This window comes from Streptomyces sp. NPDC024555 (assembly GCF_055559335.1).
This window is the reverse complement of record NZ_JBVHKV010000033.1, coordinates 21,280-39,015: the sequence shown is the minus strand read 5'-3', so window position 1 is coordinate 39,015 and position 17,736 is coordinate 21,280. Positions and strand designations below refer to the sequence as shown.

General features: G+C 74.6%; 10 protein-coding genes. 6 read left to right on the top strand and 4 right to left on the bottom strand.

The window, feature by feature from the left end; translation table 11 throughout:
- Positions 1–66: 66 nt before the first annotated feature.
- Genes ACZ4FH_RS35505 through ACZ4FH_RS35490 form a run of 4 tightly spaced genes read left to right on the top strand, consistent with a single transcriptional unit; the run spans position 67 to position 7,305 of the window.
- Positions 67–1,734, top strand: coding sequence for a VWA domain-containing protein (locus ACZ4FH_RS35505; RefSeq protein WP_467310065.1), 1,668 nt, complete (start codon positions 67–69; stop codon positions 1,732–1,734).
- Positions 1,731–2,789, top strand: coding sequence for a hypothetical protein (locus ACZ4FH_RS35500; protein WP_467310063.1), 1,059 nt, complete (start codon positions 1,731–1,733; stop codon positions 2,787–2,789). Before ACZ4FH_RS35505 ends, ACZ4FH_RS35500 begins: the two co-directional genes overlap by 4 nt.
- Positions 2,786–3,859, top strand: a complete 1,074-nt coding sequence (locus ACZ4FH_RS35495) for a protein kinase family protein (RefSeq protein WP_467310062.1) — start codon at positions 2,786–2,788, stop codon at positions 3,857–3,859. Before ACZ4FH_RS35500 ends, ACZ4FH_RS35495 begins: the two co-directional genes overlap by 4 nt.
- A complete protein-coding gene (locus tag ACZ4FH_RS35490; RefSeq protein ID WP_467310060.1) occupies positions 3,856–7,305 on the top strand; it encodes a hypothetical protein in 3,450 nt (1,149 codons plus the stop codon). The genes ACZ4FH_RS35495 and ACZ4FH_RS35490 overlap by 4 nt, the downstream gene beginning before the upstream one ends.
- Here ACZ4FH_RS35490 and ACZ4FH_RS35485 read toward each other — a convergent pair.
- The 4 genes from ACZ4FH_RS35485 to ACZ4FH_RS35470 all read right to left on the bottom strand — a co-directional run bounded on the left by ACZ4FH_RS35485 (position 7,286) and on the right by ACZ4FH_RS35470 (position 12,884).
- The gene (locus ACZ4FH_RS35485; RefSeq protein WP_467310058.1) at positions 7,286–9,088 is read right to left on the bottom strand and encodes a serine/threonine-protein kinase; all 1,803 of its coding nucleotides are present in this window, start codon (positions 9,086–9,088) and stop codon (positions 7,286–7,288) included. The genes ACZ4FH_RS35490 and ACZ4FH_RS35485 overlap by 20 nt on opposite strands.
- Before the next feature lie 161 nt (positions 9,089–9,249).
- Positions 9,250–11,016: a serine/threonine-protein kinase gene (locus ACZ4FH_RS35480; protein ID WP_467310056.1), complete on the bottom strand. Its 1,767-nt coding sequence runs from the start codon at positions 11,014–11,016 to the stop codon at positions 9,250–9,252.
- 145 nt (positions 11,017–11,161) lie between these two features.
- Positions 11,162–11,953 (bottom strand): ABC transporter ATP-binding protein, encoded by a 792-nt coding sequence (locus tag ACZ4FH_RS35475; RefSeq protein WP_467310054.1) that lies wholly within the window; start codon positions 11,951–11,953, stop codon positions 11,162–11,164.
- The gene (locus ACZ4FH_RS35470) at positions 11,946–12,884 is read right to left on the bottom strand and encodes an ABC transporter permease (RefSeq protein WP_467310052.1); all 939 of its coding nucleotides are present in this window, start codon (positions 12,882–12,884) and stop codon (positions 11,946–11,948) included. The genes ACZ4FH_RS35475 and ACZ4FH_RS35470 overlap by 8 nt, the downstream gene beginning before the upstream one ends.
- A gap of 355 nt (positions 12,885–13,239) precedes the next feature.
- Between ACZ4FH_RS35470 and ACZ4FH_RS35465 the strand changes: the two genes are divergently transcribed.
- Positions 13,240–13,845, top strand: a complete 606-nt coding sequence (locus ACZ4FH_RS35465) for a TetR/AcrR family transcriptional regulator (RefSeq protein WP_467310050.1) — start codon at positions 13,240–13,242, stop codon at positions 13,843–13,845.
- Between the two features lie 229 nt (positions 13,846–14,074).
- On the top strand, positions 14,075–17,641 hold the full coding sequence (locus ACZ4FH_RS35460) for a bifunctional glycosyltransferase/CDP-glycerol:glycerophosphate glycerophosphotransferase (protein ID WP_467310049.1): 3,567 nt from the start codon (positions 14,075–14,077) through the stop codon (positions 17,639–17,641).
- Positions 17,642–17,736 lie beyond the last annotated feature (95 nt).

The following is a 17,736-nucleotide window of genomic DNA, read 5'->3' as shown; positions in this document are numbered from 1 at the left end:
GGGAAGGCCCTGGGCACGCCCCGGGGGACGGACGACGGCCGACGAGGTCCAGGAGAGAGCACGGGCATGACGCAGACGGGACAGCCGGCCGAGGACATCAAGGTGACGGCGGACCGGCAGGACGTCCATCTCGGCGAGGAGTTCGCCGTACTGGTCGCACCACGCGAGCTGACCAGGAGCGACCGTTCCAAGGAGGGCGTCGTCTACGCCGTCCTCGTGGACGACAGCTGGTCCATGGAGCTGCGCGCCGACAACAGCAAGGAGTACCCGGTCGAGGGCAGCGGCCAGGCCAGCCGCAAGGACGTGGCCACCGCCGGGGTCCGGGCGCTCGTGGGATCGCTGCCGCGCGCCACCCACGTCGAACTCCTCACCTTCGCGCAGGACTCCGGGGTGCGCTTCTCGGGCACGGCGGGCGAGCTGCTGCGCAAGGGGCGGTGGAACGGGAACGTCGAGACCGAGCGCCAGTGGACCAACATCGAGGGCGCGCTGCGGCGTGCGTACCGCGCGCTGGAGGGGCACCGGGCCGCCTCCCGCCGGGTGGTCCTGGTCAGCGACGGCGTCGCCAACTTCGGTGAGCAGGACCCCGGCCGGCTGGCCGCCCTCGCCGCGGAGGCCGCCGGGCGCGAACTGCACACGGACGCCGTCGGCATCGGCGAGGGCGCCGACTTCGGACTGCTGGAACGGCTCACGCCGACCGGGATGGCCCGCCATGTGGCCTCGCGGACCCGCGCGGGCGAGGTGATGAGCGAGGTCGCCCGGGAGTTCGCGGCCAACAGCCGGGACGTGGTCACCGGCAGCGGCGAACTGTCCCTGGAGATCAACCCCAGTTTCCCGGTCCTCGCGGTGTACCAGCTCGACCCGGTCCGGCGGCGGATCGAGGGCGCCGTCCAGGACGGCGGCGGCCAGGCGCCCAGCCGGATCGTCCTCACGCTCGGCGCGATCCGGGAGGGCGAGGCGGGCCAGCCGCTCTACCTGGTCAAGCTGCGCGCCCCGCACCGCAGGTCCGCCCGCCCGATGCCGGTGCTCCGGGCCAGGGGGCGGCTCGGCTCCGGCAGCGGGGCGCGGCAGCTGTCCGGGGCCCAGGTCGCGGTCAATGTCGTGGACAACCCGATGACCCCGATCCTGCGCCGCGATCTGCTGCGCCAGGCGGAGGGCATCGACCTGGACCGCGAGATCACCGACCGGGCCGCCCGCGCCGCCTCGGAGTACGAGCGCGAGGCCGTCTACCGGGAGGGCGCGGCGCGGGCCCGCCGGATCCCCGACCCGGCCCTGGCCGCCGTCTTCGACCAGGCGGGCGGCGGGCTCCGGGACGGCATGGACCCCAACGACGTCGCCAACGAGGCACGGGCGGCTTCCAGTCAGAGCTCCACCAGGTCCAAACGGGCCTGGTTCGAGGAGATCCCGGTCGAGATGCCGGACGAGATCAAGGCCCGGCGCGCCCAGCAGTACGCGGATCTCGACGACGACGAGGACGACGACGAGAACGACGACGACGGCTACGCGCCGGTGAGCGGGGGCGGGCCGGACTTCGGTTACGGCGGCGGATACGGGAGCGCCGGATATCCGCCGCTGCGCACGACCCGCCCGCCCCAGGGCCACGGGCCGGACGACGACGAGCCGACCCGGCCGCCGTACGGCTCCGGCGCACCCGGTGCGTCCAGTGCGTCCGGCGCGTCCGGCGCGGACGACGACGAGGCGACCCGGCCGCCGTGGGGCTCGGGGGGCCGCCCGTGAGCGCACCCGACGTCATCATCGACGCGTCCAACGTCGCCCACGGCCGGGGCGGCACCGTCAGCTTCGCCCGGGTCGTCGACGTACGGGAGGCCTGGCTGCGGGAGCACCCGGGCTCCTATCCGTACGCCGTGCTCGACGGCGCGGTGCGCGGCAGGCTGGAGGACCGGGCGCTCGCCGACCGGGCCCGGCGAGAGCACTGGCTCGAACTCCACCCGGGCGACGCCGACGACCGCATCCTCTCCCTGGCCGTGCAGTACGGCGCCGCCGTGATCAGCGAGGACAACTTCCGCTTCGCCCGGCGAGAGCACACCTGGCTCCAGGGCAGCACCGACCGGATCTGGAGCGCCCGGCGGGTGCGCGGCCGGGTCGTGTTCAGCCGGCGCAGCCTGTCCGTCGCCACCGACGAGGAGATCGACGCCGACCGCGCCAGGAAACGCGGCAAGGCGGGCCTGCGCGATCCGGACTCGGAGCTGCGGTTCCGCCATGTCGAGGAGCCCTCGCCCTGCCGCAGATCGGGATCCGTGCTGACGCCCCCGCAGGTGTACGCCTCCGGGGACCGGCTCTACTGCCACTCCTGCGACCAGCCCGCCGAGGAGACCGTCGCCGAGGCGCCCCTGCCGCGGACCCCGGACGGGCGGACCGTGATCACGGTGATGCACGGCTACGCGGTGCTGCGGACCGTGGACGTGCCGGGGGACGACGGGCTCGTGATCGGCCGGGCCTCGCGCTCCCGGCCCGGCACCACCGACGTCACCACCGGACTCGGCCCGGAGGCCAGGGGCGAGATCAGCCGCGAGCACGTACGGATCTTCCTGGACGACGACGGCCGGCCGATGGCCGAACACCTCACGGACAACAACGCCTCCTTCCTCAACCCCGTGCTGGACCGCTACGGCCGCCCCAGCACCGCCCGGCTGGCCACCCGCACCCCGTACGGGCTGGAACCGGGCGACGAACTCGTCCTGGGCACCGGCTCCGTACGGCTGCGGATCAGCGAGGGCTCCACGGACGGCGACGGCGACGGCGGCGACGGGGCCGGGGGTGAGGCGTGGTGAGCGGATTCGAACCCTTCTGGGCCGAGGCGGAGCGCGGCGCCCCCGACGATCCGCCGCGCTGCGCGTACATCGCAGCCTTCTACGGGCAGGGCGACCGCTTCCGTACGAAACGGCTCATCGCCGGGGCCGGGCAGGGGTACGCCCTGCTCGCCCAGGACAGCTGGTCCGGCGGAGACGTGGTGATCAAGGGCATGTGGTGGCCGAGGGCCGTCCTGGACGAACCCCGCGAGGTCAAGGCCGAACTCGGCGGCCAGCGCGGGCGGCGGGAGAGCGGACTGGTGGCGGCCCGGCGGGCCGCCCAGCTCACCCAGCAGTGCCCGGTCGTCATCTCGCTGGAGTCCCAGCCCTCGCCCACCCTGCGCGCGGCCGGGGTGCCCTTCGACGAGGAGGACGAGGAGGGCTTCCTCGTCCAGGAGTTCATCGGGTACCGGAACACCGGCGCGCGCACCCTCCAGGACGAGATCGAGCGCCGCGCCGAGCGCAACCAGCGCTACACCGAGTCCGAACTCCTCGACCTGGCCGAGCAGTTGTGCAACACCCTCGCCGCCCTGCACACCACCCGCCACACCGACAAGGGCGAGGTCGTCAAGGGCTGGGTGCACGCCGACATCAAACCGGAGAACATCCTCGTCCTCGGCCCGCCCGACCGCTACGTCCTCATCGACTACGACGCCGCCGTGCGGATCGGCGCCCGGATCACCACCACGACCGTCGCCTACGCCCCGCCCGGCCCCGAGGGCGGTGACGAGACCGCCGAACTGGCCCCCGCGTCCGAGCGGTACGACATCTACATGCTCGGAGCCACGCTCGCCCACGCCGCCCGCCTCGCCCGGCTCACCCCCAAGCAGACCCGGGGCCTCTACTACGGCAGCCAGGACGTCCAGGGCCGGGTCAGACGGGAGATCTCCGACCCCCGCTTCGGCCCGATCCTCAACAGCGTCGTCTCCACCTGTCTGGCCCCGCAGAAGTACCGTCTCGCCACCGTCGACCGGGTCCGCGCCGACCTCGCCCGCGCCCGCAGCGCGACGGCCCTGCTGGGGGCGCTGCGCGCACTGGAGCACCGTTCATGACCACCGCCACGTACCCCGGCCGCAGCGGTCGCGTCTGGGAGACCCGCCCCGCCCTGCCCCGCCCCGGCCAACTGCGCCCCGCCGGAACCTCCGCGCGCGCCACCCGGATGGTCCGCGACACCCGGACCGACGAGTACGGCACGCTGCGCACCTTCGCCAACCGGGCCACCCGCGCCGAGGCCGCCGCGCTCCTCGCCGTCGGCGCCCCCGTCACCCCGGCGCTCTTCGACGTCATCGACCACCCCGGGCTGCCGCCCGCCCTGGTCACCGCCTGGGCCCCCGGCAACGGCACCCGGCCGCTCGACGTCCTCATGGAGCTGGACGACCTCGCCGCGATGCTGGAACAGGGCCACCGCTTCACCCCCGCCGAGGCCCTGCGCGTCCTGGTGCCGCTCGGCCGCGCCCTCGACGACATGGCCCGCTCCGGCTACACCCCCGTCGAACTCTCCCCCGACCACCTCGTCTTCAACTCCGGCGCGCTGACCCTCGTCGGTCTCGGCCGCCACCTCTACATCCCCTCGGCCGGCCGGATGCCCGCCCCGCAGGGCATGTCCCTGTCCGGGGCGCTGCTCCTCGGCGACGACCTGCCCTCCGCCCGGGGCAAGGGCCGCCCCGTCGCCTGGCGCGAGACCCAGCTGCGCTCGCTGCTGCGACTGGCCGGCTGGATGGCCTGCGGACTGCCGCCGGCCGCCTGGGGGCCGGTGCGCGGCCCCGCCGACCTGGCCGGCTACCTCGGCGCCGCCGGCTTCCAGCAGATCCCCTCGCTCCAGCCCGGCCGGCTGGCCCAGTCCCTCTCGGCCGCCTCCGCCACGGAGGAACGGGAGCGGGCCCTGCGCGACATCGCGGACAGCCGCGCCCTGCTGATCTACGACGACGCCGCCCAGCGCACCGAGGACGGCCGGCTCGCCCTGAACCCCGAGTCCCTGCGGCTCGGACTGCTCCACGACCACGGCCCCCAGGTGCTCGCCCTGGCCGCCTTCGAACAGGGCCGGCTCACCTCCCGCACCGCCTCCCAGCTCTCCGGGGCCGGCTGGGTGGTGGCCCGCCGCAAGGACCTGATCCGCTACGCCGTGCAGGCCGCCGCCGCGGCCCCCGGCGCCCGGCTGATCATCGCGGGGCGCATGGACGGCGAGGAACTGCGCCGGATCGAGGCCGCCCGCGGCGGACGCGCCGAACGCGTCGACCCCGGCGACATCGCCGGCGCCGTCCCCAGGATCGCGGGCATGCCCGCCGACCGCCTCCCGTACGTCACCGACCGCGAACTCGACGCCTTCCACCAGGAGATGCTGGCCGGCCAGGGCGGACAGGCGCTGCGCCGCCGCACCTTCGCCACCGGCTGGGCGATCCGGCTCGGCGGCATGGACACCATGTCGCCCAGCGAACGCGGCATCGTGCTGGAGCGGATGCCCGACGCCTTCGGCACCAACACCGAACTGCTGGTCGCCGTCCGCGCCCGGCAGAACGCCCCCGGGCTGCGCAAACAGAACCGGATGCTGGACCGGGCCCGGATGGACCGGCTGGTCATCGCCCTGTCCGGGGTGCCCGCCTCGGTCTTCCGGGAATGCCTGATGTCCGCGCTGCTGGGCCCGTCGGAGGAGGATCTGTACGACGAGGCGACCCGGCGGCTGCTCCCGGTCGCCCAGCGGCTCGCCGAGGTCTTCGACCCCGACCTGCCCTCCGACGCGGACGGCGTCCCGCTGGAGGACGCCCTGCGCACCCGGCCCGGCATCCGGCGCGCCGGACTCCTCGGCCGGCTGTGCACCGCGCTGCCGGCGCTCGACGCGCGCCGGCTGGCCGGCACCGTCGCGGCCATGGACGACACCGTCGTCGGCGTCCTCTGCGACATCCCCGCCCCCAGCCTCCAGGCGCTCGCCGGACGCATGGACGACCCCGGACTCCTCGAACTGCTCCGCCCGCACCTGGAGGGCCCCGACCGGGACCTGCTGACCCGCTACACCCCGGAGATGTGGCACCTGCTGCTCGACGGGCTGCGCCAGCCCGAGCACCTGAGCCACTTCGGCCTCGGCTGGGTGCAGATCACCGCCCTGGACAAGGACGGGGCCGTCGACGCCCGGGTCCTGCTGCGCATCGCCGCCGACGCCGGTGCCCCGGCCCCCGACGCCGCCCGCGCCCTGCTCGCCACCTCGCCCGAGCACTGGCGCACCGTCTGCGCCCACCCCGTCCTCGCCGCCCGCTGGCTCGCCGAACAGGGCGACCTGGACTTCGGCGACATCGTCACCGCCTTCCCCGACCCGGCCGCCGCGCTCGCCGAACTGGGCACCGACGGACTGCGCCACGCCCATGAACTCGGGCTGGACCAGCGGGCGATGCGCATCCTGGGGACGTACGCCACCGGCATCGGCCGCCCACTGGACGAGGTCCTCGTCGTCTTCCAGGAGTGCCGCTACGAGAGCGAGCAGGCGGCGCCCCTGGACTCGGTCGCGGTCGTCGAGTGGTCGCGGGCCCGGCTCGCCACCACCGGGCTGACCCGGGTGGTGCGCGGCGCCGTCGAACGCCCCGAACGGGTGCGGGCCTGGGCGGTGAACGGCCGGCGGCTGGACCGCAGGATCGCCGAGGCGGTCCTCGGCACCCCGGTCCGGGACGACGACGGCCCCGGCCGGACCCTGGCCGCGCTGGCCGCCGCCCCGGCCCTGCTCCCGCTGCTGGCCGCCCTGCCGGGCCCGGCCGAACGGGCCGCGCTGCTCGCCCTGCACGCGACGGCCCCGGACGCCGTGCTGGACCCGCGCGCCCGCGCCGAACTGGCCAGGATCGTCACCGCGCCCGACCCGGCCCGCGCCCTGTACACCCTGCTCGGCGAGGGGCTGGGCGTCCCGGCGCAGGAGTTCGCCGACCGGTTCGCGCTCAGCCCGGAACAGCGCCGCGCCCTCGCCGAACTGACCCCGCTCACCGACGTCCTGGCCCCGTCCGCGCTGACCACCGTCCTCACGCTGGCCGTGCACCACGGACTCGCGGTGGCGGTCACCGCCGCCGTCGTCGAACAGCGGCTGCCGGGGACCGCCGACGCCGTGTCCGCCTGGGGCCCGCGCTGGCTGCCGCCGCTGGCCGGGGAGTCCGGGCGGCGCGTGCTGCGGATGCTGCTGGAACAGCGCGGACCGCACGCCGGCCACGGCGAACGGCTCACCCCCTGGCTGCTCGCGGCGGGCGAGGACGGCCTGGCCCTGGTCGAGCGCTTCGGCCCCGACGCCCTCTTCCTGGTCCTGGCCACGGACGCCCCGCCCGCCGACGCCCGGCTGCTGGGCGAACTCCTCATGCTCACCGGGCCGTTGCCCGACCTGTACCGGCTGATCACCGCCAACGGACTGCCCCCGGCCACCTGGCGCCGGGCGGCGGCGCTGCTGGCGGCGGGGGAGCCGGGCGACCGGGTGCTGCTGCGGTTGTGGTCGGGCCGGGGCGGCGGCGCCCGGACTACGACCGCCAGAGGGTGACCTCGGTGAAGTAGTCGGGCATGCCGTCCGAGGTGTGCACGACCCTGGTCACCTTCACCAGGGCGATGTTCTTGTCGGACGTCACCGTGCAGAGCAGGGTGCCCACCGGCAGGGTGCGGCTGAGATCCTCCTCCTCGATCTCCGACGGCAGCACGTCCGTCTGCGCGCCGCGCAGACACTGCTCGGCCGTCGGCCCGGCACCGCGGCCCATGGGGGTCAGGAACTCCCACCGGCTCAGGTTGCTGTCGAGCGTCAGCTCGCTGTGGGTGCCGCTGCCCTCGCTCGGTCCGCCGACCCGGGGCTCGTCGAGGTCCACCGAGACCGCGTCCCAGCCGGACGGGGCCCGCAGCGAGAGCGGCCGGTTCTCGAAGACCAGGGTGTAGCGCTTCTGCTCCGGTGACGGCGCGGTGGTCTCCGGAGCGGTGGTGTCCGGGCCGCTCCGGTCCGGTCCGGGCGTCGGCGAGGCCGGCTGTCCGCCGGGCGTACGCACGTCACCGGGGCTGTCGTCGGCCGGGGTGCGGCCGTGGTCGCCGGTCCGGGTGGCGACCAGCCAGGTACCCGCGACGAGCAGGACCGCCGCGCCCGCCGTCAGCGCGACCCTGAGCACGGTCCTGCGGCGCGAACCGCCGGGCGCCCGGGGCACCGGCCCGGAAGGGACGGGGGCCGGGGGGACCGGTGCGGAGGGCGCGTGCGCGGCGGGTGCGGCGGCCGGGGGCGCGGGAACACCACCCGGCGGCACCGCCCCGGCGGGCGGCACCGTGCGCTCGCCGGTCCCGTCCGGGACCGGGGGAACCGGGTCGGGCGGGGCCGCCCGGCCGTCGGGCGGGGCGGGGTCGCCGGTCCCGGACCGGGGGAGCGGGGGCGGCGGGTCGGGCAGGGCCGGGGGTCCCGGCAGGGCCTGCTCACGGCGGGCGATCTCCTCGGCGAGCGGGCCGGGCAGCCAGGAGCCGAGGCCGTCCGGTGCCCTGCCCGTCCAGGGTTCGCACAGCGAGGCGAGCGCGGCGGGGGTGATGCGTACCGCCGGATCCGCCGCCAGGCACTGCTCCAGCACCTCGCGCAGCTGGGGCGGGAAACCGTCCAGCCGGGGCGGCCGGAACGCGGTGTTGGCGATCCGGGCGCCCAGGGTCATCGCCCCGCCCGTCCCGTACGGATGACTGCCGGTCGCCGCCAGGGCCGCGATCAGACCCAGCGAGAAGACGTCCGAGGCGGGGCCGGTGTCCTCGCCCTGGGCGTGCTCGGGCGACATGAACTGCGGGGTGCCGATCAGCCCCCCGCTGCGGGTGAGATGCGTGGTGTCGGCGGCGCGGGCGATGCCGAAGTCGATGACGTACGGGCCCGTCCTCCCGAGCACGATGTTGCCGGGCTTCAGATCGCGGTGGACGACTCCCGCCGTGTGGATGGCGACGAGGGCCTGCGCCGTACAGCCCATGAGCCGCATGACGGTCGGCAGGGGCAGCGGTCCGTGGTCCTCCAGCGCGGCCCGGAGCGACAGACCCGGGACGAACACCGTGGCGAGCCAGGGGTGGGGGCCGGAGGTGTCGTGGTCGACCACCGGCACCAGGTGGTAGCCCTGCACCAGGCGGGCGGCCCGCACCTCCTGCTCGAAGCGGCGACGGAATTCGGTGTCCTCCCCGAAGTCCCGGCGGATCACCTTCAGCGCGACGGCCTGGCCGCCACGGGTGCGCGAGAGGTAGACGGTGCCCATCCCGCCCTCGCCGATCCGGGCGAGCAGCCGGTAACCGCCGATCTCGCGCGGATCGTCGGGTCCGAGCGGTGCGAACATCGTGCCGGTGCTGCTGCCGATGGGATCCTCCCGCGCTCGCGCGTCCAGCTCACCGTACGAGCTTACGACGGTTGACGGTCCCTCACATCTGCTGTGAGGCAGGGTGGTTGGCTCCTTCGGGTGCGACGCGGAGCCGGTCCGGCCGGACTGCGCTCGGACGCCTACTCGTTGATCTTCCAGAGCGTCACCTGGGTGTCGTACCCGGGGACGGTGAAGTCGCCCGGTACGAGGTGGGAGTCGAGGATCCGCATCATGGCGAGGTTGCCCTCGCTGGTCACCGTGCACAGCAGGGTGCCCTTGCCCAGGGTCTTGCCGTCCTCCAGTCGGTCCTCGTCCAGGTCCTGGATCACGGAGGTGTTCACCGCGTCCCGGCAGGCCTCGGGCGTGGGGGCGGACGAGGTGCCCGTGGGGGTCAGGAACTGCATCACCGAGACGCCGTTGAAGTACCGGATCTCCTGCCCCTCCTCGTCCTCGGGGTTGCTGCCGCCGTGCGGGTCCAGCCGGGGGGCGTCGAAATCGATCATGCTGGTCTCCTGCCAGCCCGGCGCCCGGATCAGCAGTGGCTTGTCCTTGAAGACCACGGTGTACGTGGGCTTCGGCGAGGACGACTTCTCCGGGTCCTCCGTCCCCTGGGAGGCCCGGTCCGTGCCGGCCGTCGTCGCCGGGTCCGAGGCCGCCCTGCCGTCGTCCCCCGAGCCGTCCGAGCCGGACTGCGACCAGATCACGACGCCCACCGCCACCAGCAGGATCGCGGCGCCCGCCAGCAGCCCCCGGCGCCGGTCGGACATCCGGGAGGGCCGCGGTCCGGGCTGTCCGGGATACGGCATCGGCGGGACGGTCCCGTACGGCGAGGGGCCGGGGGCGGGGCCGGCCGGTGCGACGGCGGGCGGCGGAGGGGGCGTCGGGGCGGTTCCCGCGTCCGTACGCGGCGGCAGCGTGGTCCCCGCTCCGGCGACGGGCGGCACGGTGGTCCCGGCGGCGACCGCACCGGCGACCGGCGGCGGCGCGTCGGGGACGCCCTTCGGCGGCGGGGGAGCGGCGGGGCCGGGGTCCGGCGGTACGGAGGCCGCGCGGCGGGCGATCTCCGCGGTGATCGGCGCGGGGAGCCAGCCCTCCCGGCTGGCCGGGGGCGCGTAGCGGGCGGCCAGTTCGGCCGGGGTGGTGCGGGCCGCCGGATCCTGGGCCAGGCAGCCGGTCAGCAGCTCGCGCAGCCCGTCCTCGTACCCGTCCAGCGAGGGCGGCCTGGCCTCGGTGTTGGCGATCCGGGTGCCGATGGAGACCGCCCCGCCCTCCCCGTACGGATGGCGGCCGGTCGCGGCCACGGCGGCGATCAGCCCGAGCGAGAACACGTCGCTGGGCGGCCCGACCTCCTCGCCGAGCGTCTGCTCGGGGGACATGAACTGCGGGGTGCCGATCAGCCGGCCGCTGCGGGTGATGTGCGTGGCGTCGGCGGCGCGGGCGATCCCGAAGTCGATGACGTGCGGGCCGTCGGCGCCGAGCATGATGTTGCCCGGTTTCAGATCGCGGTGGATCACCCCGACCATGTGCATGGAGCCGAGGGCCTGTGCGGCCATGCCGACGAGCGCCAGGACCGAGGGCAGCGGGAGGGGGCCGTGGGCGGTCAGTGCCTCGTGCAGCGGTATGCCGGGGATGTAGGACGAGGCCAGCCACGGCTGATCGCCCGAGGTGTCGTGGTCGACGACCGGCACCAGGTGGTAGCCGCGCACCGTCCGGGCCGACCGCACCTCCTGCTCGAACCGCTGCCGGAACTCGGGATCGTCGCCGAACTCCCGGCGGATCAGCTTCACCGCGACGGCCTGACCGCCGCGCGTGTACGAGAGGTAGACGGCCCCCATGCCGCCCTCGCCGATCCGGGCGATCAGCCGGTAGCCGGCGATCTCGGCCGGATCGCCGGGGCCCAGGGGCATGAGTGCCGTGCCGAAGCCTGTACTGATGGGAGCCTCCCCGCCCTCGTCATCGTCTGCGACCGCACGAGCCTATGACAGGTGCCGCACCGTCAGATCCCTTGTCCGACAGGAGGTTTGGGACCTTCCGGACGGCCGGCCCGGCCCCTCACCCGCCCTTGCCCCGCCCCGCGGTGAACCGTTCGTACGCCGCGACGACCTCCGCCGCCGGTCCGTCCATCCGCAGGACCCCCGCCTCCAGCCAGATCGCCCGGTCGCAGGTCTCGGTGATCGACTTGTTGTGGTGGCTGACCAGGAAGACCGTGCCGGCCCGCTGCCGCAGTTCGGCGATCCGCTCCTTGCTGCGCCGCTGGAACCGGGCGTCGCCCGTGGACAGCGCCTCGTCGATCAGCAGCACGTCGTGGTCCTTGGCTGCGGCGATGGAGAAGCGCAGCCGCGCCCCCATGCCGGAGGAGTACGTGCGCATCGGCAGCGTGATGAAGTCGCCCTTCTCGTTGATCCCGGAGAAGTCCACGATGTCGTCGTAGCGTGCGCGGATCTGCTCCCGGCTCATGCCCATCGCGAGTCCGCCGAGCACCACGTTCCGCTCGCCGGTGAGATCGCCCATCAGCGCCGCGTTCACCCCGAGCAGCGAGGGCTGGCCCCGGGTGTGGATTCGGCCCTTCGTGGCGGGCAGCAGCCCGGCGACGGCCTTGAGCAGTGTGGACTTCCCCGAGCCGTTGGAGCCGATCAGGCCGATCGCCTCGCCCTTGTACGCGGCGAAGCTGACGCCCTTGACGGCGTGCACCTCGCGGACGCCCGGGGCGGCCCGGCGCGAGACGATCCGGCTCAGCGCCGAGGTGGCGCTGCCCCGGCCGGTGCGCGCGCCGTTGACCCTGTACGTGATGTGGACGTCGTCGACGACGACGGTCGGCACCGCGGTGCCCGGGTGCTCAGCCACGTCCGTAACGCTCCTCGGCCTGCCAGAAGAAGACGAAACCGCCCACCCCGCACAGCAGCGCCCAGCCCGTGGCGACGGCCCAGACGTGCGGGGGCAGCTGGGAGGCGTGGAAGCTCTCGATGAGCGCGAACCGGGTCAGGTCGATGTAGACGGCCGCCGGATTGAGTTCCAGCGCCGCCTTCACCAGATGCGGGACCCGGTCGCCGCTCAGGCTCTTGTCGATGCTCCACATGACCCCCGACGCGTACATCCAGGTGCGCAGGACGAACGGCATCAGCTGGGCGATGTCCGGGGTGCGGGCGGCCAGCCGGGCGACCACCATCGAGACGCCCGCGCTGAACACGGCCTGCAGACCGAGCGCCGGAACCGCCAGCAGCCACGAGGGCCGGGGGTACTGGCCGAACACCAGCAGGATCATCACCAGCGCGCCCAGCGAGAACAGCAGCTGTTGGAGCTGCTGGAGGGCCAGCGCGATCGGCAGCGACGCCCGGGGGAAGTGCAGCGCCCGGACCAGCCCGATGTTCCCGCTGACGGCCCGGGTGCCCGCGGTGATCGAACTGCTGGTGAAGGTCCAGACGAAGACGCCGGTCACCAGGAAGGGCACGAAGTCGGCGACGCCCTGCTTGGTCCTCATCAGGACGCCGAAGATGAAGTAGTAGACCGCCGCGTTGAGCAGCGGGGTCATCAGCTGCCAGATCTGGCCGAGCTTCGCCTGGCTGTACTGGGCGGTGAGCTTGGCCGTGGCGAACGCCGTGATGAAGTGCCGGCGCCCCCACAGCTGTCGTACGTAGCGCGGCAGCGACGGACGGGCCCCGCTCACGCCCAGCCCGTGCCGGGCGGCGAGGGCGGCGAGCTCGCCGGGGGCGTACGAGGGAGGGCCGGGGGGCGGCGGGGCGTCCGGCGGGGCCGGGGCGATGGTCTGGCTCACCACGATCACTTTCGACGCGGAAGTGCGGGGGCGCCCCCGGGGTGCCGGGGGTACGGGAACGTGTGCGGGCGACGGGACGGGACCGTTGCGTGGCGACGCGGGGGGTGTGACGGCCCTGCGTCACGACGGCACTGTTTCGTCGTGATGCGAGGGGTGGAACGGTGTTGCGTCGCGACGGGACTGTGTCGTCGTCACGCGGAGGAGGGAACGCCTCTGCGTCGCGACGGTACCGTTTCGTCGTAACGCCGAGGGTAGGACGCTCCAGCGTCGCGACGCAACCGTTTCGTCGTGACGTCGAGGTAAAGACCTCCCCACGTCGAAACGCAACCGTTTCGTCGCACCGGACTATGCTTCGGCCATGACGACCGCCCCCGGAAGCCGCCGCCGTGTCCCTGCCGGAGCCGCCGTGCTGCGCGAGGACGTGACCGACGCCATCCGCAGAGCGGTGTTCGAGGAACTCGCCGCGGTGGGCTTCGCCCGGATGTCCATCGAGGGCATCGCCCGCCGGGCCGGCGTCGGCAAGACCGCGGTCTACCGGCGCTGGAAGTCCAAGCTCCACCTCGTCCAGGACCTGGTCACGGCCGTGGCGGTGCAGGGCATGCCCGCGCCGTCCACCGGTTCGCTGTACACCGACATCCGCGCGGTGCTCGACCTCGCCGCGTACGGTCTGCGCCACCCGCTGGCCTCGCAGGTCATCCCGGACCTGCTCGTCGAGGCGGCCCGCAATCCGGAGATCGCCGACACCATCAAGGCCGTCCTGCTCGACCCGCAGCAGGGGATCGCGGCCGTCGTCGTGCGCGAGGCCGTGGCCCGTGGCGAACTGCCCGGGGACACCGACCCCGACCGGGTCCTCGACCTGATCGTCGGACCGCTCTACTGGCGGCTCGCGGTCGTCCGGGGCGACCTGCCCCCGGGTTATCTGGACGACCTGGCCGCCTCGGCCGTCGCCGCCCTCACCCGCTGACCGCCGGCGCCCGCCGAACCCCTGCCCGCTGACGGCCGCCGCCCGCCGAACCCCTCACCCGCCGGCCGCCGTCACCCACCGAACACCCTCACCCACCGGACACCTCCGGCCGCCGTCCGCCGTCAGCACGCATGCGCGCGCCGTCACCCGTCGGGGGCCGTTACCGGTGACCCCCGGCCGTACACGGGGTTGAGCCCTACGGATCGCCAGGCTCCCCCGATGAACGGACGTGTCCGCCATGCCGCCACGGCTCAGTGTCGTTGTCCCCGTCTACAACGTCGAACCCTTCCTCACGGACTGCCTGAGGTCCCTCGCGGAGCAGACCGTCACCGACCTCGACGTGGTGATCGTCGACGACGGGTCCACCGACGACAGCGCCGCCCTGGCCGCCGGCTTCGCCGCCCGGGACGACCGCTTCCGCCTGGTCCGCCAGGAGAACGGCGGACTCGGCCACGCCCGCAACACCGGCGTCCGCCACTGCGACCCCGAGAGCCGCTACCTGGCCTTCGTCGACAGCGACGACATCGTCCCGCCGCGCGCGTACGAACGGCTGCTCGGCGCCCTGGAGGAGACCGGATCCGACCTCGCCTCCGGCAATGTGCTGCGGCTGCGGACCGGCGGCCGGCTCGTGCAGTCACCGATGTTCCGCGCGCCCATGGCCACCACCCGGCTGCGCACCCACATCACCCGCGACCGGGTCCTCGCAGGCGACCGGATCGCCTGCAACAAGGTCTTCCGCCGCTCCTTCTGGGACGCGCACGCCTTCGCCTTCCCGGTCGGCGCGCTCTACGAGGACATCCCCGTCGTGCTCCCCGCGCACTTCCTGGCGTCCTCCGTCGACATCCTCAAGGACCCCGTCTACCACTGGCGCGACCGCCCCGGCTCCATCACCGCCGGCCGGGCCGTCGTCCGGGGTGTCCGCGACCGCGTCGCCCATGTCCGGGGAGTGTCCGAGTTCCTGGCCGAGCACCACACCCCCGCCGACAAGAACCACTACGAGGCACACGCCCTCGCCAACGACCTCTGGTACTTCATGGAGGTCCTGCCCGACGGCGACGACGCCTACCGCGAGGCCTTCCTGGACCGCGCCAACGCCTTCCTCGGCCAGGTCGACCCCGCGGTCCTCGACGCCCTCCCGCTGCGGCTGCGGCTGATGTGGCACCTGGTGCGCGAACGCCGTCTGGAGGAACTGCTGGACGTGCTCGTCCTCGACCGGCGCGAACCCGGCGCCTTCGCCGTACGCGGACTGCGCCGCCGCCGGGCCGTCCACCCGGCGCTCACCCGCCCGGTCCCCGACCGGGTGCTGCGCGTCGCCGACCGCGACCTGCCGCTCGTCGCCCGGCTCCGCGACGTCACCTGGCGGGACGGCAAGCTCCACCTCGGCGGATACGCCTATCTGCGCAACCTCCCCGCGGGCTCCGGCCGCGCGGAGTTCCGGGCCGGCTGGCTGCGGGCCGGGCGCCGCCAGGTCGTCCCGCTGCGGCTGCGCCGCACCACCGAACCGGAGGCCACCGCCCGCTCCCGGCAGAGCCTCCACGACTACGACCGCTCCGGCTTCGAGGCGGTGCTCGACCCCGCCCGGATCCGCATCGCCCCCGACGGGCCCGTCGACCGCGTCACCTGGCGCCTGGAGATCGGCGCCGCCCGCCAGGGCCTCCTGCGCCGCGCCGCGCCCGCCACCACCGAGGCCTCCGTCGCCCCGCCCGTCCACCGCCCGGACGGCGACCACCGCATCGTGCCCGTCTTCGACGCCGACCGCCTGGTCCTGCACGCCGAGCGCGTCGACGCCCGCTTCGAGAGCCACCACGCGGGCGAGGACGCCGACGGGGCGCCCGCCGTCGTCGTCGAAGGCATGGTCAGGGCCCGGTTCGCCGACGGGGAGCTGCGGCTCGGCCTCACCCACCGCGCCTCCGGAGCCGCCCTCGACGCCCCCGTCACCGTCCACGAGGACGCCGCACCCGCCCGGACCGGCTGGCGGCGCTTCACCGCCGCCCTCCCGCTCGCCGCCCTCGGCGAGGCCCGCCCGGCGGACACCGGACCCCGCGCCGGCCTCCCGTACAGCGTGCATCTCGTCGGGCCCGGCGGGCGGCGCACGCCGCTCGACGTCCCCGGCCCCGTACCGCCCGGCCGCTATCCGATCGTCCCGGCCGGGGAGGAACCGCGCGAGCTGGGGCTCACCGTCAGCGCGCGCGGCAATCTGCTCATCGGCGACCGCCCCGTGCAGCCCGTCGTCGACCTGGCCGCCTGGACCCAGGACGGCAGGCTGCTCCTGGAGGGCACCTTCCCCGAGGACACCGCCCGGCCCGTCGTCCTCGTGGCCCGGCACAGCGGCCACCACGAGGAGACCGTCCTGCCCGTCACCTTCACCGGACCCGGCGGCGAACGGCGGTTCGCCGCCGAACTGCGCCCCGACGCCGTCGAGGTCTGCGGCGGCGGCGCGCTGCCGCTCGGCGAGGGCAACTGGTACTTCTTCCTCCGCGAACGCGGCGCCACCGACGAGAGCCGCGACACCGCCCTGCGGCTCCCCGCCGCCGTCCACCACACCCTGCCCGCCGCCCGCACCCTCGCGGGCCGCACGTACGCCATCGAACGCCGCTACCACGACCAGCTGCTGCTGCGCTGCGCACCGCCGCTGACGGCCGCCGAGCGCGGGCCGCGCGCCCGGCGGCTGCTCACCGCCGCCCACACCGCCCAGCGCACCGCCGCCCTGCGCGACACCGTGCTGTTCACCAGCTTCGAGGGCCGGCAGTACTCCGACTCGCCGCGCGCCGTTCACGAGGAACTGGCCCGCCGGGGGACCGGACTCGGCCATGTCTGGGTCGTCCGCGACGGGCAGGCCCGCGTCCCGGCCTCGGCCGACACCGTGGAGCACGGATCGGCCGCCTGGTACGAGGCGCTGGCCCGCAGCCGGTACGTCGTCACCAACACCCAGCTGCCCGAATGGTTCGAGCGGCGGCAGGGCCAGACCGTCGTCCAGACCTGGCACGGCACCCCGCTCAAGCGCATCGGCCTCGACCTCGCCGACACCGCGCGGGCCAACCGCGCGTACATCGCCACCCTGCGGCACCGCTCCCGGCAGTGGAGCTTCCTGGTCTCCCCGAACACCTTCGCCACCCCCGTGCTGCGGCGCTCCTTCGGCTACGAGGGCGAGATCCTGGAGTGCGGCTACCCCCGCAACGACCTCTTCCACGCCCCGGACCGCGCCAAGGTCGCCGCCGCCGTACGCGCCTCGCTCGGCATCCCCGACACCGCCCGGGTGGTGCTCTACGCCCCCACCTGGCGCGAGGACCTGCCGAAGAACGGCGGCCGCTACCCCATGGACCTGCGGCTCGACCTCGCCGCCGCCGAACGCGCGCTGGGCCCGGACACCGTCCTGCTGGTGCGCCGCCACTACCTCGTCACCGACCGGCTCCCCGACTCCGGCACCGGACGCGTCCGCGACGTCTCGCGCTACCCGGACGCCGCCGAACTCCTGCTGATCAGCGACGCGCTGGTCACCGACTACTCCTCGATGCTCTTCGACTTCGCCGAGACCGGGCGGCCCATGCTCTTCCACACCTACGACCTGGAGCACTACCGCGACACCCTGCGCGGCTTCGCCCTCGACTTCGAGTCCCGGGCCCCGGGCCCGCTGATCGCGGACTCCGCCGCCCTCGTCGAGGCGCTGCGCGATCCGGTCCGGGCCACCGAGGGACACGCCCAGGCGTACGAGGCGTTCCGGCGCGACTTCTGCGATCTGGACGACGGCAGGGCCGCCGCCCGCGTGGTGGACCGCATGCTCGCACCGGCCGAGTGAGCCCGTGCGCCCGCGCGTTGACGGACACACGGTCCGAACTGGCTGAACCGTTCGGGTGATTCCGGCCCGGCGGCGTTTGCACCGATGCGCAGGCA